This is a genomic window from Bacillus sp. FSL L8-0152, from assembly GCF_038006365.1.
In the GTDB taxonomy this organism is placed as follows: Bacteria; Bacillota; Bacilli; order Bacillales; family Bacillaceae_G; genus Bacillus_A; species Bacillus_A cereus.
This window is the reverse complement of the sequence record NZ_JBBOVB010000001.1, coordinates 5,066,267-5,088,751: the sequence shown is the minus strand read 5'-3', so window position 1 is coordinate 5,088,751 and position 22,485 is coordinate 5,066,267. Positions and strand designations below refer to the sequence as shown.

Here is a 22,485-nt window from a genome sequence, read left to right as displayed (position 1 = left end):
CGTGAGAACCTCTATAATTAGGAGTGTAAAGAGCAAAAGAAATAGATTATATGATCAATTAGGAGAGATTGCTATGAAAAGACATACAAGAAAAATTGCAATTATCGGTACTGGATTAGTTGGATCAAGTTGTGCGTATTCTATTGTGAATCAAGGTATTTGCGAAGAGCTATTATTAATTGATATAAATCATGAACGTGCAGTTGGGGAAGCAATGGATTTATCACATTGCATTAACTTTACAAATACAAGAACAAAAGTATATGCAGGAAACTATGAAGACTGCAAAGATATGGACATTGTCATTATTACAGCAGGACCAGCACCAAAACCAGGGCAAAGTCGCTTAGATACTTTAGGAGCGAGTGCGAAGATTATGGAAAGTGTTGTTGGTGGCGTAATGGAAAGTGGATTTGATGGTATTTTCTTACTTGCATCGAACCCAGTTGATATTATTACATATCAAGTTTGGAAATTATCTGGATTACCTAGAAATCGCGTAATCGGTACTGGTACATCACTAGATTCTTCTCGCTTAAGAACAATTTTATCTGAAATGCTACATGTAGACCCTCGTAGTATTCATGGGTATTCATTAGGAGAACATGGTGATTCTCAAATGGTTGCTTGGTCTCATGTAACTGTTGGTGGAAAGCCAATTCTGCAAATTTTAGAAGAACAAAAAGAACGATTTGGAGAAATAAATTTAGATGAAATTGTTGAGAAAACTGCAAAAGCTGGCTGGGAAATTTATAAGCGTAAAGGAACTACTTATTACGGAATCGGAAACTCTCTAGCGTATATTGCGAGTTCAATCTTTAACGATGATCACCGTGTCATTGCTGTATCAGCCATTTTAGATGGTGAGTACGGTGAATACGATATTTGTACAGGAGTACCAGCTATTATTACTAGAGACGGTATAAGAGAAGTTGTAGAACTCAATTTAACAGAGGATGAAGAATCTCGATTCGCAAAATCAAACGATATTTTACGTGATTATATGAAAACAATTGGTTACTAACTTATAGAAGAAGGTGAAACAAATGAAGGAATATATAATGTCTCGTGTATTTAAAGCATCTGCTGGAATCGCACAAGGTATTTTCGTATCCCTCGGAATTGGTTTACTAATCGAAAATATAGGAAGAATTGTTGATATTCCGTTGCTTATTACAATCGGAGTTGTTGCAAAATCACTAATGGCACCAGCGATTGGTGCCGGATCCATTTCAATTACTGAAGCTGGTCTAATTATTAAAACAGGTGAGCCAATCGGTGCATTATTAACAGCAACTTTAGCTGTATATATTGGTAAACGTTTAAGCGGAAAAACTGCTTTAGATATGATGCTCGTTCCATTTGCGGCCATATTAGGTTCTGGTTTAGTTGGTATTTGGTTATCTCATAATATTACTCCTGTTTTAAATGCAGTTGGAGCGTTCATTAAAGATAGCTCAGCTGGTAGCCCGTTTATCGCTTCTATCGTCATTGCAGTAGTTTGGGGACTATTACTTATCTCTCCAGCTTCATCAGCTGCGTTAGCGATCGCACTTAGCTTAGACGGTGTTGCAGGTGGTGCAGCTCTTGCCGGATGCGTCGCTCAGTTTATCGGATTCTCTGTCATCTCAGCAAAAGAAAACAATTTAGGTGGCATATTAGCTCAAGCTCTTTGTACTCCGAAAGTACAGTTGCCAAATATCACTAAAAATCCAATGATTCTCGTCCCAACTGTCGTCGCCAGTGCTATAGTTGGTCCGGTATCCGCATTAATTTTCCAACTGGAAGCAGGAAAAGAAATTGCAGGTCTTGGATTAAGTTCTCTTATCGCACCAATTAATTTAATTTCCAGCGAAGGATGGGAAGTTCTCCCGGCGATGGTAATTACTTATATCGTCATTCCAGTAGCTGTTTCTTATATACTTTACATTGCTCTTAAAAAAGCAGGTCGTATTCATTCTGGTGATATGACTGTACCGCAATCTTAAATTGAAAATCTCCTTAATAATAGATAAAAGCAGACTGAGAAGCCACAGTCTGCTTTTTTGTCATGTTACATTCTATGATTTTGTTTTACTGGAACTCTTATTGGTTCTTTGGCCAATAAGAGTTGAACGCCGAAGTAAAGTATGCTTGCAAGTGTCATTCCAGAAACGGCATCTACAAGGGCATGTTGCTTCGTAAATAGCGTTGATAAAATAATAAGTGTACCGAAGAAAGTAAGGATGTAATATTCAAAAGCATGTTGTTCTCTACGCTTAAAGGCAGCTAACATAATTACAAATGTAGTAAGAACGTGAATGCTAGGGAAACAGTTTACTGGCTGGTCGATACTATAAATATAGCGAACTAGTTCAGAAAATACATCTGTTCCAACGACAGTCGGACGCGGTACAGTTGTTTGCCAAAAATAATAAATAGAAAAACAAGCAAGCTTTCCAAAAATAACACTACTTAAAGTGACATAATATTGCTTTCGGTCAGCGAAGCAGTAATAAATAAGTGCGCCGTATAAGTATGGAAACCAAAGTAAATAAGGAATAATAAATGCTTTTACAAATGGAATCCAATCATCTACTACAGTTGTAACGTCTACTGCGTGAACAGTCGATTTATTTAATACGTCGTAAAGGGGACTTACGAGTACGAGTAGAAGTATATAACTTAACGGAAGAAAAGATGAAAGTTTAAATTTCTTCATGTTGATCTCCTATGTTTAGTAATGTAAGTAAATTCAATTGATTATAATATAGAAACGTGAATTGTGCTATCGATTTTACTTACATTTTCTTGAATTAACCTTACGTTTTTGTCACTTGACTAAAAAGAAGGGGGAGGGTGCTAAATGAAGCGTTTATCATATTTTTTAGTTTTTATATTGTTATGCCTAGTAGGTGCTGGGTGTGCAAAGAATAACGAAGGAGAAAAATTAGAATATAACGGAAGAGCACTCGTAATTGGAGTTGTTGGAGAAAAGCCGAAAGATACGTTTAGGAATGTAAAGTTTGAAAGTATAAAGTTAGAAGAAATGCAGGAGAAATCAGCAAAAGTTGATGGTTTTTTCGTTATGAAAGAATACTTTAAAGAGGCATCAAAGGAGCAGTATACGGACTTATTTTTATCGTTAAAGAAGCCGGTATTTTTTATAGGTTTGCAAGATAGACCGTATTTAATTTTTACTAACAAGGATTTAGATTATGATAATACCCCAAAGGATAAAACGATGACGTATACGCAAGGGTTTGTAAATATGGGGAACCCTGAAGGTCAATATTGGGGTATGGGATTATATAATGATACTGTTTCCGATCGAAATATTCATAATATGTATATAGTAGTATTTCAAACCATTTCGGATTACTTAAGTCGATGATGAAGGAGCCTGTAAAAAAGGCTTCTTATTTTTTAAAAATAAACGTTTGTTTAAGCTGTATGTTCGGTAGAAAGAAACTCATGTAGTTCAAAGGTTAAGAAAGAAAAATAAGAAATTAATCAAACGTTTGTTTAAGCTGTATGTTCGGTAGGAAGAAACCGATGCAGCTCAAAGGTTAAGAAAGAAAAATGGAGAATTAATCAAACGTTTGTTTAAGCTGTATGTTCGGTAGAAAGAAACTCATGTAGTTCAAAGGCTAACAAAGAAAAATAAGAAATTAATCAAACGCTTGTTTAAGATATATGTTTGGTGCAGAATCTAAAAAAATTTATATATTTATTTTTTTCTTAACAAATGGCGGAAAAATAAGAAAAATTCGCAGGATTATTAAAAATTATCACGAAATAAGTAAAAGTTTAGCGAATAATGGTTTGAAATAATAAAACGTTTTCTATATGATAAAGGTAAAGGTTAGTAAAAAAGTAGGTGAATTTATGACAGTAACATTTTATTCATATCCAAAGTGTGGCACATGTCAAAAGGCAAAGAAATGGTTTGAGGCAAACGATGTAGCATATGAGATGATTCATATTGTTGAAAATCCACCATCAAAAGAAGATTTACGTAATTTACATGAAAAAAGTGAATTACCATTAAAAAAATTCTTTAATACAAGTGGAATGCGTTACCGTGAACTTGGTCTGAAAGATAAGTTGAAAGATGCAAGCGAAGACGAAATGTATGAGCTTTTAGCATCTGATGGCATGTTGATCAAACGTCCAATTGTAACAGATGGAACGAATGTAACACTTGGTTTTAACGAAGAGCAGTTTGAAAGTGTGTGGAAAAAGTACCAATAAGGTATTTTTACATAATTAATACATTCACTGGAGGTACAGTCATGAGCATTCCAAATAATTTACGTTACTCTGAAGAACACGAATGGGTAAAAACTGAAGGTAATGAAGTTGTTATCGGTATCACTCACTTTGCACAAGGTGAGCTAGGTGATATCGTATTCGTTGAACTTCCTGAAGTAGGTGCAACAATCGAAGCTGACGAGCCATTCGGAAGCGTAGAATCTGTTAAAACAGTTTCTGAGTTATACGCACCTGTAAGCGGTAAAGTTGTAGCAGTAAACGAAGAATTAAGTGACCAACCAGAACTTGTTAACGAATCTCCATACGAGGGTGCATGGATGGTTAAAGTTGAACTTTCTGATGCAAGCCAAGTTGAGAAGTTATTAACTGCAGAAAAATATGCAGAAATGACAAACCAAGACTAATTATAGTCGACTAAAGGACAGCCTTTGTGCTGTCCTTTTTTATTTTGTGTAAAATAATGAATGTAGAATCATATACTAATTATCGTGTAGGAGAACGTTTTTTGAAAAAACTTTTTCGTTTAATCTTTATGCAGGTCTAGCCGTTTTTGTTTTTCGTTGTCTAGCTCCAGCGACTAGATTGTTCGGTGGCTTCGCTTCTTCCTACAAGGCAAAAAGCGCCTCTACGTCAGAAGCTCCATCCCCCTCACAATCTAAATGAGCCGCTTGCGCTTTTCATTGTCTAGCTCCAACTCCTAGCCCTTCATGTCTAAGGTTCTTCCGCACGAGAAGACAAAAAGCGTCTTCTGTACGGAAGAACCTTAGCCAACAGGGCTAAACAGTCGGTTTCGCTTTTCTTTTGCAAAAATAAACAGGAAACAACATGAAAATAACGAATATACTATATACTAAGTTAAAGGTTGTATAGTATATGGTGATCGGGTGATGACATATGATTTATGTAGAAAAAGTCATTATTGTAGAAGGTACATCAGATAGAAGAAAGATTGAATCTATTATTCGTGAACCGGTGGAAATTGTTTGTACAAATGGTACAATTGGTTTGTCGAAAATGGATGAGCTCGTTGATCAGTTTTTTGATAAGGAAGTGTATGTGCTAGTGGATGCTGATGATGCTGGAGAAAAGTTAAGGAAACAATTTCGAAAAGAATTTCCGCAAGCCGAGCATATCTATATTGATCGCTCGTACCGAGAAGTGGCAACTGCGCCATCTACACACTTAGCAAATGTATTATGGGGAGCCGATATTGACGTTTATACAGAATATTTACGGTAAGGAATGATAGAAGTGATCGATTGGACAGGAGCCGAAGCTACAGCCCTAATAGAGAATGAAGAAAAAACAGTGTTATATGTATATACTCCAATGTGTGGAACATGCCAATTAGCAAAAAAGATGTTAACAGTCGTTGAGATGACAATTGAAGGCCTCAAAATTGGGATGTTAGATTTAAATTATGCTCCGCATTTAGCGAAAGAGTATGGGATTGAAAGTGTACCTTGTTTACTTGTTTTTGAAAATGGGACACTGATGAAGAAGATATACGCATTTCATTCGGTTGAATATTTATATACGGAATTAAAGTAGGCGGCAAAATTTTTGCCGCCTCGACATATTTCTTGGGAAATATGTCGAGATGCAGGGTGGATACAGTATTTGTCGAGCGAAAATAACAGGATTGCTCTTTAGTGAGAGGGAATGGTATGTAATAGAAAGTGATATGAAGGATGTGATTTAGGGTGAGATTATATTCTTTGCTTCAATCATTTGTAAATTACGCTAATGGTCAATATCATTTAGAACCACTTTTAAGACAAGAAGAAAAAACTGTTAATTTCCGCTTTAGAGATGAAAGTTGTTCGTTACAAATTTCAAGAGATTATATAGAGCTGGTACATGAGGAAAGAGGAACGGAACAAATCATTTGCTTAGACGAAAAGGATATAGAACAATTGGTGAATGGAAATGTACGATTGCAAATGTTAATGAATGATGGACGTGTACAATATTCAGGAACGTACCGAACGATGTTATTAGTGGAATCGATGTTTCATATATGTAAACCGATGTCAGTAGGTGCTTAAAATTCTGAAGTTTCATTTTTTGCGAAAATTTCTGTTGACATGGTGAGCGTATATTGATACAATTCAAGTCATAAAATATAGACAATTTCATAAATTTCAAATCAGACGAAAATTGAATCTGATTTCTCTTATCAAGAGAGGTGGAGGGACTGTGCCCTGTGAAGCCCGGCAACCGTCAACTTATGTTGAAATGGTGCCAATTCCTGCAAAGCGAATGCTTTGAGAGATGAGAGAGAGGGATAATGTTGTTATATACGCATATAAACCTTTCTGCTTCTCTAAAGCGGAAAGGTTTTTTGTTGTTTGAATGTGGAGGACATTCAAATAATAAAAGTAGTGATAGCGGTGGACTACACGCATCAAAAATAAAAAAATGCGGAGTCTATCTAAACAAAAAAGGGGTGAACATCATGATTCTATTAGAGAATGTAAGGAAAATATATAAGGCGAAAAGCGGTGATGTCACTGCTGTAGATAACGCCAATTTAAAAATAGAAAAAGGCGAAATATTTGGTGTTATCGGATATAGCGGCGCTGGGAAAAGTTCTTTAATCAGATTGTTTAATCAGTTAGAGAAACCGACTTCTGGCCAAATTACAATTGCGAATCGTGTTATATCAGCAATTACAGGAAGTGAACTTCGTAAGGCAAGGCAAGAAATCGGAATGATTTTTCAGCACTTTAACTTACTTTGGTCACGAACTGTACGTGAAAATATAGAGTTTCCACTTGAAATTGCAGGTGTTGATAAAACGAAGAGAAGAAAACGTGTTGATGAATTAATTCATCTTGTTGGATTAGAAGGAAGAGGAGACGCGTACCCATCTCAGCTGAGCGGGGGACAAAAACAACGCGTTGGGATTGCAAGAGCATTAGCTAACAACCCACAAGTACTTTTATGTGATGAAGCAACGTCGGCTCTTGATCCAGAAACGACAGATCAAATTTTGGATTTACTATTAGACATTAATAAGCGCCTTGGTTTAACAATTGTACTCATTACACATGAGATGCACGTAATTCGAAAGATTTGTAATCGAGTGGCGGTAATGGAGAGAGGAAAGATTGTAGAAACGGGTCCAGTACTTGATGTATTCCGTAATCCGAAGCAAGATATTACGAAACGATTTGTACAGCAGTTAACAGATTCTGAAGATACAAATGAAACGATTGAAAGTTTAATTGAAAAATATCCAGATGGAAAAGTAATTCGTTTGCAGTTTATTGGTGAGGCTGTAGAAAGACCAGTCCTTCAACGATTGATGCAACGCAGTGATATAGAAGTTAGCATTTTGCAAGGAAATATCGCACAAACGAATAACGGTTCTTACGGTAGTTTAGTTGTTCATTTAAATGGTGAGGAAACAGCGATCCAGCAAGCGATAGAAGGAATTCATCAAGATCAAGTAGAGCTGGAGGTGATTGCACATGGATAAGTTACTCGCAAATGTTGATTGGAATCAAATGTTAGAAGCAACTGGTGAAACGTTATATATGACGGCAATCGCAGCTCTTGCGACATTTGTTTTAGGATTAATTTTAGGATTGTTACTCTTCATGACAGCGAAAGATAATTTATGGGAAAACAAATCAATTAATACGGTGATTGGAGCATTCGTAAATATATTCCGTTCTATACCGTTCATCATTTTAATTATTTTATTAATCCCATTCACAAAGATTCTTCTTGGAACAATTCTTGGAGCAAGTGCAGCTCTGCCGGCTTTAATTATTGGGGCGGCACCATTCTACGCGAGAATGGTTGAAATTGCACTTCGCGAAATTGATAAAGGTGTAATTGAAGCTTCCAAAGCAATGGGAGCAAAAACAAGCACAATTATTTTGAAAGTGTTAATTCCAGAATCGTTACCAGCATTAGTATCTGGTATTACGGTTACGACAATTGCTTTAGTAGGCTATACAGCAATGGCGGGAGTTGTTGGTGCTGGTGGCCTTGGAACACTTGCTTACTTAGAAGGATTCCAAAGGGGAAATAACGATGTAACAATCGTTGCGACAATTTGTGTATTACTAGTTGTATTTTTAATTCAGTGGATTGGTGATAGTTTAACGACTCGAATAGATAAACGATAATAAAAACGGGAGGATGTTTCAAATGAAAAAATTATTACTTACGGCACTTATTTCAACTTCAATTTTTGGTTTAGCTGCTTGTGGCGGGAAAGATAAAGATGAAAAGAAACTCGTTGTTGGTGCTTCTAACGTACCGCACGCTGAAATTTTAGAAAAGGCAAAACCGTTACTTGAGAAAAAAGGAATCGAGTTAGAAATTAAAAAATTCCAAGACTACGTATTACCAAATAAATCGTTAGCGGATAAAGATTTAGATGCAAACTACTTCCAGCACATTCCGTATTTAGAAAAAGAAATTAAAGATAAAAAATATGATTTTGAAATAGCGGGGAAAATTCATTTAGAACCAATTGGTGTATACTCTCAAAAGTATAAGAGCCTAAAAGAACTTCCAGACGGGGCGACAATCATTATGAGTAATTCCGTTACTGACCATGGACGTGGTTTAGCAATTTTACAAAAAGAAGGCATTTTAAAAATTAAAAACGGAGTAGAGCCAGTTAATGCAACTCCAAAAGATATTGCAGATAATCCGAAAAACTTAAAATTTAAAACAGATATCGAGCCGGGTTTACTACCACAAGTGTATAACAATAAGGAAGGCGATGCTGTTTTAATTAACTCTAACTATGCAATTGATGCGAAATTAAACCCAGAAAAAGATGCAATTGCAATTGAAGGTGATGATTCACCGTACGCAAACATAGTAGCTGTTCGTAAAGGTGATAAAGATAAAAAAGAGATTAAAGAGCTTGTAGAAGTATTGCATTCTAAAGAAATCGAAGACTTTATTAATAAAGAATATAAAGGAGCGGTTGTTCCTGTAAAAGAATAATTGCTGAAAAGGCTGGTGTATGCCAGCCTTTTTTATAACTACATAACTATAGGGGAGAAGGGGACATCATATGAAAAAGATTCTATTGTCAGTTGTTACAGCGCTGTCTGTATTTACATTAGCTGCTTGCGGAGGAAAAGAAGAGAATAAGCTTGTTGTTGGAGCTTCTAACGTGCCGCATGCTGTTATTTTAGAGAAAGCACAGCCAATCTTAGAGAAAAAAGGCATTAAGTTAGAGATTAAAAAGTTCCAGGATTATGTACTGCCAAATAAAGCGTTAGCGGATAAAGAGATTGATGCGAACTACTTCCAGCATATTCCGTATTTAGATAAGGAGATCCAAGAAAAGGGATATAAAATTGTAAACGCAGGAAAAATTCATTTAGAGCCAATGGGTATTTATTCTAAGAAATATAAAAGCTTAAAAGACTTACCAGATGGCGGGACAGTGATTATGAGTAATAACGTAGCGGAGCGAGGCCGTATGTTAGCATTGTTACAAAAAGGCGGCGTGATTAAGCTTAAAGATGGTGTAGATGTGGTTAAGGCGACAGTAAAAGATGTAGTCGAAAATCCGAAAAACTTAAAATTTAAAACAGATGTTGAACCTGGACTTTCACCGAAGTTGTATGAAAATAATGAGGGAGATGCTTTATTCATTAATTCGAACTACGCAATTGATGCAAAATTAAATCCAACGAAGGATGCAATTGCGATTGAAGGAGCAGACTCTCCGTATGCAAACATCATTGCAGTTCGTAAAGGTGATGAGAAGAAAAAAGAAATTAAAGAGCTAGTAGAAGTGTTACATTCAAAAGAAATTCAAGATTTTATTAATAAAGAATATAAAGGTGCTGTACTTCCGGTAAGTGAATAAATATAAGGAAAGGACTGGGAAATTACCAGTCCTTTTTTCTTTATATAAATAAGAAGAAAGGTGTATCATAGAAAGATGTAAAGGAAATACTTATATACATTTGTGAAAAAACGGTTACTTTTTTTCGTCGTTTGCGATATCATTTTATTTGATATAAAATTAGAATGAGAATAAAATGAGAATATGAACGTTTTAGGAATTTTTAAAATGTATATATAGGATTAATGGAGGTATTGAGATGGCTGGTTCTACATTAACGGTTAAAGACTTACACGTATCAATTGACGGCAAAGAAATTTTAAAGGGTGTAAACCTTGAAGTAAAAGGTGGAGAAATCCACGCAATTATGGGACCTAACGGAACAGGTAAATCAACTTTATCTTCTGCAATTATGGGTCACCCAAAGTATGAAGTAACAGAAGGTAGCATCATCATTGACGGTGAAGATGTATTAGAAATGGAAGTAGACGAGCGCGCACAAGCGGGTCTATTCCTAGCAATGCAATATCCAAGTGAAATTAGCGGAGTAACAAACGCTGACTTCTTACGTTCTGCAATTAACGCACGTCGTGAAGAAGGCGATGAAATTTCTCTTATGAAATTTATCCGTACATTAGATAAAAACATGGAATTCCTAGAAATGGATCCAGAAATGGCACAACGTTACTTAAACGAAGGTTTCTCTGGTGGAGAGAAAAAGCGTAACGAAATTCTTCAATTAATGATGATTGAGCCAAAAATCGCAATCTTAGATGAAATCGACTCAGGTCTTGATATCGATGCATTAAAAGTTGTATCTAAAGGTATTAACCAAATGCGCGGCGAAGAGTTCGGTTGCCTAATGATTACGCATTACCAACGCTTATTAAACTACATCACTCCAGACTTCGTTCACGTTATGATGAACGGTCGTATCGTTAAATCTGGTGGCCCTGAGCTTGCACAACGTCTAGAAGCTGAAGGTTACGACTGGATTAAAAAAGAATTAGGTATTGAAGACGAAACAACAGAGCAAGAAGCGTAAGAGAGGAGCATAAACATGACAATCGGTACATTACCTTTCGATCAAGAAACAATCCGTCAACGCGCAAGCGAAGTAAACGAAGCTGCTTGGTTGACTGAGTTCCGCTTACAAGCTCTTGCACAAGCAACAGAACTTCCAATGCCAACGCCTGATAAAACGAAAATTGAAAAATGGGACTTTATCGGAAAAGGCGACGCTGCTAAGCAAGAGCCTGTAAGTTCTTTAACAGAGCTTCCAGAAGCAGTGAAAAACTTAATCGATGAAAATAACAGCGTATTAGTGCAACGTACTGGTACAACTGCGTTCGTTTCTTTAGCAGACGAAGCAAAAGACAAAGGTGTTATTTTCACAGATATCGTAACAGCTGCAACAGAGCATGCTGAATTACTACAAAAGTATTTAATGAAAGACGGAGTGAAAGTAGACGAGCATCGTCTAACTGCACTTCATGCTGCATTAATCAACGGCGGTGCATTCGTATATGTTCCGAAAAACGTTGTTCTTGAAACTCCACTTCAAGCTGTATTCTTAGTAGACGGCGAAGAAGCTAACGTATATAACCACGTATTATTCGTAGCTGATGCGAACAGTACTGCAACTTATGTAGAAAACTATGTTGCAAATGAAAATGCTAAAGGTATTGCAAATATCGTAGCAGAAGTAATTGTGGAACAAGGCGCACAAGTGAAATTCGGTGCGGTTGATCTATTAGCAAAAGACGTAACAACTTACGTTAACCGCCGCGGTGTTGTTGGACGCGACGGCCGCATTGATTGGGCTCTAGGCCTTATGAATGATGGAAACACAATTTCAGAGAACGTTACGAACTTAATGGGCGACGGTTCATATGCTGATACGAAAACAGTAACAATTGGCCGTGGTAACCAAACACAAAACTTTACAACTAAAGTTGTTCACTTCGGTAAACACTCTGAAGGTTGGATTTTAAAACACGGTGTACAAAAAGATAGTGCAACATCTATCTTTAATGGAATTGGTAAGATTGAACACGGTGCATCTAAATCAAATGCACAACAATCTTCTCGCGTTCTTATGCTAGACGAAAAAGCTCGCGGTGATGCGAACCCAATTCTTTTAATTGATGAAGATGATGTTATGGCAGGTCACGCAGCTTCAGTAGGCCGCGTAGATCCGTACCAATTATACTACTTGATGAGCCGTGGTATTCCAAAACGCGAAGCAGAACGTTTAGTCATCCATGGATTCTTAGCACCTGTAGTAAATGAGCTTCCAATTGAAGGAGTAAAAGCACAGCTTGTTGAGGTAATTGAAAGGAAAGTTCGCTAATGAATATTCATGAAATACGCAAACAGTTTCCAATTCTTGATCAAAAAGTGAACGGCAAACAACTTGTTTATTTCGATAGTGCAGCAACTTCTCAAAAACCAATTCAAGTCATTGAAACGTTAGAACGTTACTATAAAGAATATAATTCTAACGTGCATCGCGGTGTTCATACGCTCGGTACGAAAGCTACCGACGCGTATGAAGGTGCACGTGAGAAAGTTCGCAAGTTTATTAACGCGAAATCAATGGAAGAGATTATTTTCACGCGCGGAACGACAACTGCATTAAATACAGTAGCGGCTAGCTATGGCCTTGAAAATGTAAAAGAAGGCGATGAAATCGTTATTTCTTACATGGAACACCATAGTAACATCATTCCGTGGCAACAAGTTGCGAAGAAAACTGGCGCAACTTTGAAATACCTTCCGCTTCAACCAGACGGTACAATTTCTTTAGAAGATGTTCGTCAAACTGTTACACCGAATACAAAAATCGTTTCTATTATGCAAGTATCAAACGTACTTGGAACGATTAACCCTGTAAAAGAAATCGGAGCAATCGCACACGAAAACGGAGCAATTATGGTCGTTGATGGTGCACAAAGTACACCTCACATGAAAGTGGATGTACAAGATTTAAACTGTGATTTCTACGCATTATCTGCTCATAAGATGTGCGGACCTACAGGTATCGGCGTATTATATGGTAAGAAAGAATTGCTAAACAATATGGAGCCAATTGAATTTGGTGGTGAAATGATTGATTTCGTAGATTTACAAGAATCTACTTGGAAAGAGCTTCCGTGGAAGTTTGAAGCGGGTACACCGATTATCGGTAATGCAATCGGACTTGGTGCGGCAATTGATTTCCTAGAAGAAATCGGTCTTGATAATATTGAAAAGCATGAGCATGAATTAGCGCAATACGCTTTAGAAAGACTATCAGAAGTAGATGGCGTTACAATTTATGGTCCAAAGCATCGCGCTGGTCTTGTTACATTTAATATTGAAGACGTACATCCTCACGATGTAGCGACTGTATTAGATGTAGAAGGCATTGCAGTTCGCGCAGGACATCACTGTGCACAACCGCTTATGAAGTGGCTAAAAGCTTCTTCAACAGCACGTGCGAGCTTCTATTTATATAATACAAAAGAAGAAATTGATACATTTGTTGAATCGCTAATCAAGACAAAGGAGTATTTCACAAATGTCATTTAATAATTTAGATACGTTATATCGTCAAGTTATTATGGATCATTACAAAAATCCTCGTAACCATGGCGTGTTAGAAGATAGTGTTACCGTTAACTTGAACAATCCAACTTGCGGCGATCGTATTCAACTTACGATGAAAGTAGAAGAAGGTATTGTGCAAGAGGCGAAGTTTGAAGGCGAAGGATGTTCAATCTCAATGTCTTCAGCTTCAATGATGACACAAGCAGTAAAAGGTAAGAAAATTGAAGAAGCACTTCAGCTTTCGAAAATTTTCTCTGACATGATGCTAGGAAAAGAGTACGATGACAGCATCGATTTAGGAGATATTGAAGCATTACAAGGCGTATGCAAGTTCCCTGCACGTATTAAATGTGCAACATTAGCGTGGAAAGCGTTAGAAAAGGGCTTAAACGAAGATAAGTAATGTTAAAGGTTCCTAAAAATGAGGTTATCTAAGGAGGGACACACCAACATGGCGAAGCAACTGCCAGATATCGGCGATTACAAATATGGTTTCAAAGACAAAGACGTTTCGATTTTCCGTGCTGGACGCGGTTTAACAAAAGAGATCGTTGAAGAGATTTCACGTATGAAAGAAGAACCACAGTGGATGTTAGACTTCCGTTTAAAATCACTGGATAAGTTCTATGAAATGCCAATGCCACAATGGGGCGGCGACTTAAACGACTTAGATTTCGATGAAATTACGTACTACGTAAAACCATCTGAGAAATCTGAGAAGTCTTGGGATGAAGTACCTGATGAAATTAAAGCAACATTTGATAAATTAGGTATTCCAGAAGCTGAGCAAAAATATTTAGCTGGTGTATCTGCACAGTACGAATCTGAAGTTGTATACCACAACATGAAAGAAGACCTAGAAGCTCTAGGAATCGTCTTCAAAGATACAGATAGCGCATTAAAAGAGAACGAAGATATTTTCCGTGAGCATTTCGGAAAAGTAATCCCACCAACAGACAACAAATTCTCTGCATTAAACTCTGCAGTTTGGTCTGGTGGATCATTCATCTACGTTCCAAAAGGTATTAAAGTTGATACACCACTTCAAGCGTATTTCCGTATTAACTCTGAAAATATGGGACAATTCGAGCGTACGCTTATCATCGTAGACGAAGGCGCACACGTACACTACGTAGAAGGTTGTACAGCACCTGTTTACACTACTAACTCACTTCACAGTGCGGTAGTAGAAATCATCATTAAAAAAGATGCGTATTGCCGTTATACAACAATCCAAAACTGGGCGAACAACGTATACAACCTAGTTACAAAACGTGCGGTTTGTGAAGAAAACGCAACGATGGAATGGATTGATGGTAACATCGGTTCTAAATTAACGATGAAATACCCAGCAGTTATCTTAAAAGGCGAAGGCGCTCGTGGTTTAACATTATCAATCGCGATTGCTGGTAAAGGCCAACACCAAGATGCTGGTGCGAAAATGATTCACTTAGCACCAAACACGTCTTCAACAATCGTTTCTAAATCGATTGCGAAGCATGGTGGTAAAGTAACTTACCGTGGTATCGTACACTTCGGACCAAAAGCGAAAAACTCTCGCTCTAACATCGAGTGTGACACGTTAATCATGGATAACCAATCTACATCTGATACAATTCCTTACAACGAAATCAAAAACGATTACGTTTCACTTGAGCACGAAGCGAAAGTATCGAAAGTATCAGAAGAACAATTATTCTACCTAATGAGCCGTGGTATTTCTGAGCAAGAAGCTACAGAAATGATCGTAATGGGCTTCATCGAGCCATTCACTCGCGAACTTCCAATGGAATACGCAGTTGAAATGAACCGTCTAATCAAGTTTGAGATGGAAGGTTCTATTGGTTAATAGATAAAGTAGAAGCGCCCTGCTGTGCAGGGCGCTTTTTTGTTTTGCGGATTTGTCTTGGCTTGTCTTGACTTGGGAGAGGATACCCTGGTGGGTGTTCAGCTAAATATATCAACGATTTTTCAAATATATCGATCATAAACGGGAATATATCAACGATTATTTCAATATATCAACGTTTCGACAAGGAATATCGATTTGTCGACAAGATATGACAAAAGAAAATCCTCACATACCCCAAACATTTTATAAGAACAGAGAACGACTAGGTTTAAGACAAAGATACTGACAAATCCACTTGAACAACCACCCACTGAATTCTCTATTAAACTTTTTGACAAATCCACCCCTCCCTCCACTATCTGGAATTCTTTCCTGCATTAGCAAAAGTTTCTCATATGAAAAGGACAATCTTTTGCTTTTTCTCACAATGCGAGTACAATGTAAAATAGCAAGAAAAGACGAAAAGTATTTACAGGATTATTGTGTGCGCATAGCGTAAATGGCAGTAAGGAACTGAGAGGAGGTTTTTTCTCTGAATACAAATAAAGAAACAATCATCCACCTTTATCATACAAACGATATACATAGTCATTTTGAAAATTGGCCGCAAATTTCTCGGTTTGTTCTAGGGGAGAAAAAGCGAAGACAGGAAGCGGGAGAGACTGTTTTGACGGTTGATATCGGTGATCATGTGGATCGTTTTCATAGTATTTCGGAAGCGACAAATGGCCTTGGGAATACGAAGCTTTTAAATGAGGCGTTATATGATTATGTAACGATCGGAAATAATGAAGGCATTACGTTAGCGAAGGAGCATTTGAATCGTCTATATGATGATGCTGGATTTGAGGTGCTCGTTGCGAATTTATTTAAAAAAGAAGGGGTACGTCCAGCGTGGGCGAAGCCTTATAAATTACATACGACGACAGATGGGATTATCATTGCTTTTATCGGATTAACGGTAGCTTATCCAGAGTTTTATCATATGCTCGATTGGCATATTGAAGATCCGCTTATCCATTTAGAGTCTATTTTAGAAGAAGTGAAAGATGAGGCGCATATTACCGTTGTCCTATCTCACCTTGGAAAAAGTATGGATGAGTATATGGCAGAGCATTATGATATAGATGTTATTTTAGGTGCACATACGCATCATTTATTTGAGCGTGGTGTTCTACTGAACAATACTTTACTTTGCTGTTGTGAAAAGTGGGGACGTTACGTTGGCCACGTTCAGCTTACTGTGGATAAAGAGACGAAGAAGCTGTTGAAAAAAGACGGTAGAGCGATTAAGACGGAACGGTTAGGTGCTTATAGCGAGCCGTTATCCACAATTGAAATACTGCAGGAAGAAAGTAAGCATATAATGGCAGAGCCTGTCGTTCATTTAAAAGAGTCATTACCGGTTGATTGGTTTCAGGAGACGCCGTTTTCTCATATGTTAGCAAGTGCGCTGAAAACATGGTGCGATGCAGAGATTGGCATGGTGAACGCCGGTGTACTTCTTGAAGGGCTAGAAGAGGGTGTTGTAACGCGCGGAGATATTCACAGAATTTGTCCACATCCAATTAATCCGTGTGCTTTGAAAGTTCCAGGAAAGATATTAAGAGAAGTTATTTTGAAAGCACGTAAACCGAACATGGAGAATCTTGAGGTGAAAGGATTCGGATTTCGGGGGAAAGTGATGGGGAAAATGATTTATGCTGGTGTAGAAGTCATTCCAGATACGATTCCTGGCAATAAAATTTTATTAGAAGATGTATTGATTAACGGCGAATCGCTGGAGTTAGACCGTATATATACGGTAGGAACAATCGATATGTTTACGTTTGGATACTTATACCCAGAGCTATCCACACTTTCTGGCAAACAATATTATATGCCAGAACTACTTAGAGATGTGTTAACGGATATGTTAATAACTCATACAACTTCCGTTAAACTATAGGCTAGTTAACTTGTAACACTCATTTTTCTCTTGTCATACAGATAAGAAAGAGAGGAGTGTGAACTATGGTTAATGTGGAGCCAATTATAATTGATAATTATACGTTTATTGCGGTTAGCGTGAAACTTCCAAAGACGAATTTGCTAGCTGTAATGAGCGATAAAGGATATATTATGTGTGGTGCATTAGATGTAGGTCTTTTAAATGAGAAATTAGGTGATCGAGGAATTATTGCTGGCCGTGCGGTTGGTGTAAGAACGATTGAACAACTTCTTGAAGCGCCACTAGAATCGGTAACGACTGGAGCTGAAGCGTTAGGCATTCCAGTAGGAACGATTGGAAAAGAAGCATTATTAAAAATGAGATAAGCATATATCGTCCCTCCTTCTTGCATAGAAATGATATAAGAAGGAGGTTTTTTTATGAGTATATTTCGCTCGAAAAACTCGCGGTTTCGAAGGGGACCTATTGCCTTTCGGTATATACTGCTTATGTCGTTTATTCTTTTTGTTATATTACTTACGCAAGGGTTGTGGATTGTGAATAATAGTATTCAGCCGACCTTAATTAAATATGGGGAAGTAGAGACACATAAAATGGCGACAGCAATTATGACGAAGGCGGTAAAGGATAGAATTAATGAAGGATTCGATGTCGATTCATTAATGAAAGTACAGAATGATAAAAACGGAAAAGTATCCACAATTAATTTAAATACGAAGCAAGTAAATGAAATCGTAACGTCAACGACCACGTACATAGAAAAATATTTGCAGCAAGTAGAACAAGGGAAGTTGAAGGAGCTAGGTATTTCTGAAAAAAACGGGGCGACTATGGCAGTTCCTTTTGGACGTGTAACTGATAATGCACTTCTTGGTAATATAGGACCAGATATTCCGATTCATTTCACGCCAATTGGGCATGTGAATACAGATATTAAACAAAAAATTGAGCCGCATGGAATTAATACTACAGCGATTCAAATTGTTATGGAAATGGAAGTAACATTGCAAGTAATTATTCCATTTCATACGAAAGAGATAACTGTGAAACAAAATGTTCCGATTGCGACGCGTATCGTTCAAGGGGAAGTGCCTACGTATTATGGAAGCGGAAGTGTTGCTGTACCTGATAAAAAGAAAACAGATAGTTAGTTGCATATAAAGTGAAACTCGGCTGAGCCGAGCTGTTACTGGATAAAAAATAACCGTAGCTATGCAGCTACGGTTATCTTTTTGTATTTGCTCGTTCTTTGCGTTCCCAAAGGCTTAAATGCATGTATGGATCGAAGGCCCATTCTGTATAGCCATTGTCTTTATATATGCCAAAATGTAAGTGGGGTGGGAATTTTCCGGCTGTACCAGGAGGTCCATAACCAGTGCTACCAACAAATCCAATTACTTTTCCTGGCTCAACAATTTGTCCAAGCTGTATTTCTTTTGAAAACCCGCCTAAATGAGCGTAATAATGGTAATTGTTATGAAGGTCACGAATACCAATGCGCCATCCACCAAGGCGGTTCCAGCCTTTTGTTTCAATAATGCCATAGCAAGTCGATCTTACTGGCACGCCATATCCGGCGAAAATATCGGTTCCTTCATGAATTCGTCTTCCGCCAAAACTTCTTCCAGCGCCGAAAGTACTACGGTAGCTATGGTCACTACGAATCGGAAGAGGAAAAGCATTTCCTTCTAAATTAATACGTCCATAATGTTTATAAATTTGGGCGTACTCGCTAATTAAATCAACTGTTTTTGCACGTCTATAATATTCCCAAAGCATAATTTTAATACGGTCTTCTGACGTTCCTTGTTTCCTTAAAATAGTCGCTGCGGTATGCAGAAGATCACGGTCGCTATTTGCATTTGCAAATCCATCTTTGTCACCATCTAAACCTATTCCGCCAAATAGAGAAATTGTATGGGGGAGAGTATCGTTACTATTAACAGGTCCAGCCCATATTTCTGGTTTGAAATAAAGGGAAATGATGGCATCTGGTTTTTTTGGAATATCTTTTCTTACGCTCCGTATATTTCTTTCATATTGATCCATTGCAGCTAAGTAATACCATGGAATGCCTGAAGACTGCTCGGTTTCTTTATATAGTGCCATGCGCTTTTCGTATATGCTTTGCTGATTATCTTCACCGTAAGCGATGTTTTGGTGGAGAAGAAAACAAATAGAAAGCAAAAGAGAAATTTTTCGAAGCATGAAATAGACTCCTTTCACAACATCACTCTTTTTAGTGTGGGATATACGGAGTATTTCATTATAGGGAACGATTGGAAAAAATCTTAGAATCTTCATTTGAGCAAATCGCTTTCATACGTTAGAATAGATATGTTACATTGAAAGAAGCGAACACGGTAAACTATTTCATATTGTGCGGAGTTGATAACCATGACAAAACAAACAGAATATAAGCGCAAGCCCGAATGGTTGAAAATTAAGTTAAACACGAATGAAAACTATACAGGCTTAAAGAAAATGATGCGTTCTAAGAATCTTCATACCGTTTGTGAAGAGGCAAAATGTCCGAATATTCATGAATGCTGGGCTGTAAGAAAAACAGCAACATTTATGATTTTAGGTGCGGTTTGTACACGTGCTTGTCGTTTTTGTGCGGTTAAAACAGGCTTACCAACTGAGCTTGATTTACAAGAACCAGAACGCGTAGCAGATTCAGTAGTACAAATGGGCTTAAAGCACGTTGTTATAACAGCGGTTGCACGTGATGATTTAAAGGACGGCGGAGCAGCTGTTTTTGCTGAAACAGTACGAGCAGTACGTCGTAAAAACCCATTCACGTCTATCGAAGTATTACCATCTGATATGGCTGGGGTAGAAGAAAACTTAAAAATGTTAATGGATGCAAAACCAGATATTTTAAACCATAACATTGAAACAGTACGTCGATTATCTAACCGAGTTCGCGCTAGAGCAAAGTATGACCGTTCATTAGAGTTTTTACGTCGAGCAAAAGAAATGCAGCCTGATATTCCAACTAAATCGAGCATTATGGTCGGCTTAGGTGAAACAAGAGAAGATTTAATTGAAGCAATGGATGACTTACGTGCAAACAATGTGGATATTTTAACTCTTGGACAATATCTACAACCATCTAAGAAGCATTTACCAGTTATTAAATATTATCCACCAGCAGAATTTGCAGAGCTTAAAGAAATTGCACTTAGCAAAGGATTTAGCCACTGTGAAGCTGGCCCACTTGTGCGTTCTTCTTACCATGCGGACGAGCAAGTACGTTCTGCAAAAGAAAAAACAGCAGAAGCTAAATAATGAAAAAAGAGAGCTAACGATCAGCTCTCTTTTTGTTTGTACTCTAAAATGGTATTTGTACATGTTAATAAAATCTTTTTTAATTCTTCTGTGGATAATTCAATTGTAAATTCAGGTACACCAGGTGTAATTAAAATTTTATCGTACGTATAAATAGCGTTATCCACAATAATTGTTACATCGTGTGAATATCCGAAAGGAGCCACACATCCCGGCGTACAACCAGTTTTGTCTCGCAGTTCATCAGGAGAACAGAGAGATAAGCGTTCTCCTGTTAGTCCTTTCATCTCTCCCCGGTTAAGCCTTGTGCCCTCTAACGTAAAAAATACGTAATAATCTCCAGACTTTGATTTTAAAAATAAGCTTTTACTTGGAGTGCCTTGTAAGCCAAGTCTCTCGCGTACGATCCGATCCGTCTCATAATCGAGTACTGGTTCGTGTTCGAATTTTTCATAAGAAACATTTGTTTTATGTAGTAAAGCAAGTACGTCTTCGTACATATGAAATGATACCCCTTTCTATTGTTAGAACAGTCTCTTCTCGTGGCGTCAACTGAATGTTTTGGAAAGGGATATTACTTGGACGATGCTTCCCATAAGCGTGTTATGATACATTGTTCGTCGATTGTAATTTCGTAAATATCAGGATTCGTTAAAGTTCTCCATTCATTAAAGCCAATCGTATGATCAAAATGCTTTAAAATGAGCGTAAGTAAATTGCCATGTGTAACAAGTAGTGTTGTCGTATGGTTTAATTGTAAAACGTCTTGAATAAGCGATATGGCACGGTCTGTTGCTTGTTTTGTTGACTCTCCGCCTGAAAAGGCAATATCTATATTCGTAAAAGTGGATTCTAGTTTTTGCATCCAATCATCCATTGGAACGTTGCTCAATATGCGTTCAGTTAATCGTTCATCTTCTTGGATAGATAAGTTAGCTTGGAGTGCATAGGGCCGAATGGAATCGATAGCTCGGACAAATGGGCTTGAAATAATATGATCGATTTGTAGAGTATTTTCTAAGAGGAATGTAGCAAGGGTATTTGCTTGGTCTTTTCCATCGGTCGTTAATTCAGCATCACATTCTTGCCCAGTTGCTGAACAATGTCGTATTAAAATAATTTTCTTCATAATTCATCCCCATCTTTCAAGTTGACGCTATATACTTCGACAAATGTGGAAATAATTCCTTTTTATTGGAAACAGCATATGGATTTAAATATGTGGAAAAGTAATGTGGATAATAAAAAATTGAGGTGCAATGATGAAAAAAATGATATGTATCGTATTCATTATTTGTTTTCTTGCGCAATTGTCCACAACATATGCAGAATCCAACCGAAAACTAAATTATCCAAGCAATCAAAATAAGTCATTTGTGAGTGGGGATGTTTTTTATAAACAGTTAGATAAGAAAATTTATAAAGAGTACAAAAATGCAGCATATAGTGTTCGTAAAAAAATTTCATTTAAAGAAGTGGCTGATGAGGAATTTTCTTTCCTGCAAAAAACAGCTGTCGGTTGTCGAAGTAGAGTGGTGCTTCAAGATTTTTTTGTTCACCCTGATCGCCAAGTTTATTTTTTCGCTTCTTTTACTCAAAATGAAGTAGAAGCGTTTCATAAGTACATCGTTATAGATGCAGAAACAAAGAGGGAGCTGCAAGAGGGCAAAAGTTATCATCCATATAAAAAATAAACCACCAATTTTGGTG

Annotated in this window: 26 protein-coding genes and 1 riboswitch; of the genes, 22 read left to right on the top strand and 4 right to left on the bottom strand. The window is 37.3% G+C overall.

The genetic code is table 11. The annotated features are described in order from the left end of the window. Window positions 1-73 precede the first annotated feature (73 nt). The gene (locus MHH27_RS25940) at window positions 74-1,024 is read left to right on the top strand and encodes an L-lactate dehydrogenase (protein ID WP_000820647.1); all 951 of its coding nucleotides are present in this window, start codon (window positions 74-76) and stop codon (window positions 1,022-1,024) included. Between the two features lie 22 nt (window positions 1,025-1,046). Continuing rightward, window positions 1,047-1,988 (top strand): PTS sugar transporter subunit IIC, encoded by a 942-nt coding sequence (locus MHH27_RS25935; RefSeq protein WP_340944550.1) that lies wholly within the window; start codon window positions 1,047-1,049, stop codon window positions 1,986-1,988. Window positions 1,989-2,053: 65 nt separating this feature from the next. Here MHH27_RS25935 and MHH27_RS25930 read toward each other — a convergent pair whose 3' ends face one another. Beyond that, entirely contained in the window at window positions 2,054-2,701 is a 648-nt protein-coding gene (locus MHH27_RS25930; RefSeq protein WP_098365882.1) for a phosphatase PAP2 family protein, read from the bottom strand. A gap of 144 nt (window positions 2,702-2,845) precedes the next feature. Here MHH27_RS25930 and MHH27_RS25925 point away from each other — a divergent pair, with 144 nt between their 5' ends. The 18 genes from MHH27_RS25925 (at window position 2,846) to yunB (ending at window position 18,632) form a co-directional block, all read left to right on the top strand. Then, entirely contained in the window at window positions 2,846-3,373 is a 528-nt protein-coding gene (locus tag MHH27_RS25925; RefSeq protein ID WP_000826910.1) for a hypothetical protein, read from the top strand. Between the two features lie 494 nt (window positions 3,374-3,867). Further along, window positions 3,868-4,233, top strand: a complete 366-nt coding sequence (locus MHH27_RS25920; RefSeq protein WP_000218968.1) for an arsenate reductase family protein — start codon at window positions 3,868-3,870, stop codon at window positions 4,231-4,233. Window positions 4,234-4,274: 41 nt separating this feature from the next. After that, a complete protein-coding gene (gene gcvH / locus MHH27_RS25915) occupies window positions 4,275-4,658 on the top strand; it encodes a glycine cleavage system protein GcvH (protein ID WP_000026896.1) in 384 nt (127 codons plus the stop codon). Between the two features lie 490 nt (window positions 4,659-5,148). After that, window positions 5,149-5,493 carry a toprim domain-containing protein gene (locus MHH27_RS25910; protein WP_000640870.1) on the top strand — a complete coding sequence of 115 codons (345 nt, stop codon included), beginning with the start codon at window positions 5,149-5,151 and terminating at the stop codon, window positions 5,491-5,493. Between the two features lie 3 nt (window positions 5,494-5,496). Beyond that, on the top strand, window positions 5,497-5,805 hold the full coding sequence (locus tag MHH27_RS25905; protein ID WP_002025020.1) for a thioredoxin family protein: 309 nt from the start codon (window positions 5,497-5,499) through the stop codon (window positions 5,803-5,805). Between the two features lie 152 nt (window positions 5,806-5,957). Then, on the top strand, window positions 5,958-6,302 hold the full coding sequence (locus tag MHH27_RS25900) for a hypothetical protein (protein WP_001242140.1): 345 nt from the start codon (window positions 5,958-5,960) through the stop codon (window positions 6,300-6,302). A gap of 125 nt (window positions 6,303-6,427) precedes the next feature. Continuing rightward, window positions 6,428-6,535: riboswitch (SAM riboswitch) on the top strand. 177 nt (window positions 6,536-6,712) lie between these two features. Further along, window positions 6,713-7,738 carry a methionine ABC transporter ATP-binding protein gene (locus MHH27_RS25895; protein ID WP_000601791.1) on the top strand — a complete coding sequence of 342 codons (1,026 nt, stop codon included), beginning with the start codon at window positions 6,713-6,715 and terminating at the stop codon, window positions 7,736-7,738. Next, complete coding sequence (locus MHH27_RS25890) at window positions 7,731-8,396, top strand: methionine ABC transporter permease (protein ID WP_000359401.1); 666 nt, start codon at window positions 7,731-7,733, stop codon at window positions 8,394-8,396. Before MHH27_RS25895 ends, MHH27_RS25890 begins: the two co-directional genes overlap by 8 nt. A 22-nt stretch (window positions 8,397-8,418) precedes the next feature. Next, complete coding sequence (metQ, locus tag MHH27_RS25885) at window positions 8,419-9,231, top strand: methionine ABC transporter substrate-binding lipoprotein MetQ (protein WP_340944546.1); 813 nt, start codon at window positions 8,419-8,421, stop codon at window positions 9,229-9,231. A gap of 70 nt (window positions 9,232-9,301) precedes the next feature. Further along, window positions 9,302-10,108 carry a methionine ABC transporter substrate-binding lipoprotein MetQ gene (gene metQ, locus MHH27_RS25880; RefSeq protein WP_000722399.1) on the top strand — a complete coding sequence of 269 codons (807 nt, stop codon included), beginning with the start codon at window positions 9,302-9,304 and terminating at the stop codon, window positions 10,106-10,108. A 238-nt stretch (window positions 10,109-10,346) separates the two neighbouring features. Then, complete coding sequence (gene sufC, locus MHH27_RS25875) at window positions 10,347-11,132, top strand: Fe-S cluster assembly ATPase SufC (RefSeq protein WP_000929163.1); 786 nt, start codon at window positions 10,347-10,349, stop codon at window positions 11,130-11,132. A gap of 15 nt (window positions 11,133-11,147) precedes the next feature. Further along, window positions 11,148-12,440, top strand: coding sequence for a Fe-S cluster assembly protein SufD (sufD, locus tag MHH27_RS25870; protein ID WP_000152173.1), 1,293 nt, complete (start codon window positions 11,148-11,150; stop codon window positions 12,438-12,440). Further along, entirely contained in the window at window positions 12,440-13,660 is a 1,221-nt protein-coding gene (gene sufS, locus MHH27_RS25865; protein ID WP_001020767.1) for a cysteine desulfurase SufS, read from the top strand. Before sufD ends, sufS begins: the two co-directional genes overlap by 1 nt. Next, window positions 13,650-14,081 carry a Fe-S cluster assembly sulfur transfer protein SufU gene (gene sufU / locus MHH27_RS25860; RefSeq protein WP_000009523.1) on the top strand — a complete coding sequence of 144 codons (432 nt, stop codon included), beginning with the start codon at window positions 13,650-13,652 and terminating at the stop codon, window positions 14,079-14,081. Before sufS ends, sufU begins: the two co-directional genes overlap by 11 nt. Before the next feature lie 48 nt (window positions 14,082-14,129). After that, complete coding sequence (gene sufB / locus MHH27_RS25855; protein ID WP_001118824.1) at window positions 14,130-15,527, top strand: Fe-S cluster assembly protein SufB; 1,398 nt, start codon at window positions 14,130-14,132, stop codon at window positions 15,525-15,527. A gap of 535 nt (window positions 15,528-16,062) precedes the next feature. Beyond that, a complete protein-coding gene (locus MHH27_RS25850; protein WP_206704213.1) occupies window positions 16,063-17,478 on the top strand; it encodes a bifunctional metallophosphatase/5'-nucleotidase in 1,416 nt (471 codons plus the stop codon). A gap of 65 nt (window positions 17,479-17,543) precedes the next feature. After that, window positions 17,544-17,846 (top strand): YunC family protein, encoded by a 303-nt coding sequence (locus MHH27_RS25845; RefSeq protein WP_000248467.1) that lies wholly within the window; start codon window positions 17,544-17,546, stop codon window positions 17,844-17,846. Between the two features lie 54 nt (window positions 17,847-17,900). Continuing rightward, entirely contained in the window at window positions 17,901-18,632 is a 732-nt protein-coding gene (gene yunB / locus MHH27_RS25840) for a sporulation protein YunB (protein ID WP_000021807.1), read from the top strand. A 73-nt stretch (window positions 18,633-18,705) separates the two neighbouring features. On the opposite strand, the gene MHH27_RS25835 is transcribed toward yunB, so the two are convergent. Continuing rightward, on the bottom strand, window positions 18,706-19,689 hold the full coding sequence (locus tag MHH27_RS25835) for a M23 family metallopeptidase (RefSeq protein WP_000944681.1): 984 nt from the start codon (window positions 19,687-19,689) through the stop codon (window positions 18,706-18,708). 189 nt (window positions 19,690-19,878) lie between these two features. On the opposite strand from MHH27_RS25835, the gene lipA reads away from it, so the two are divergent. Then, entirely contained in the window at window positions 19,879-20,775 is an 897-nt protein-coding gene (gene lipA, locus MHH27_RS25830; RefSeq protein WP_000166367.1) for a lipoyl synthase, read from the top strand. Between the two features lie 20 nt (window positions 20,776-20,795). Here lipA and MHH27_RS25825 read toward each other — a convergent pair whose 3' ends face one another. Next, window positions 20,796-21,275 carry a YbaK/EbsC family protein gene (locus tag MHH27_RS25825; protein WP_098566792.1) on the bottom strand — a complete coding sequence of 160 codons (480 nt, stop codon included), beginning with the start codon at window positions 21,273-21,275 and terminating at the stop codon, window positions 20,796-20,798. 74 nt (window positions 21,276-21,349) lie between these two features. Then, window positions 21,350-21,904 (bottom strand): histidine phosphatase family protein, encoded by a 555-nt coding sequence (locus MHH27_RS25820; protein ID WP_000720575.1) that lies wholly within the window; start codon window positions 21,902-21,904, stop codon window positions 21,350-21,352. 133 nt (window positions 21,905-22,037) lie between these two features. Between MHH27_RS25820 and MHH27_RS25815 the strand changes: the two genes are divergently transcribed. Beyond that, window positions 22,038-22,469, top strand: a complete 432-nt coding sequence (locus MHH27_RS25815) for a hypothetical protein (protein WP_000738182.1) — start codon at window positions 22,038-22,040, stop codon at window positions 22,467-22,469. Window positions 22,470-22,485 lie beyond the last annotated feature (16 nt).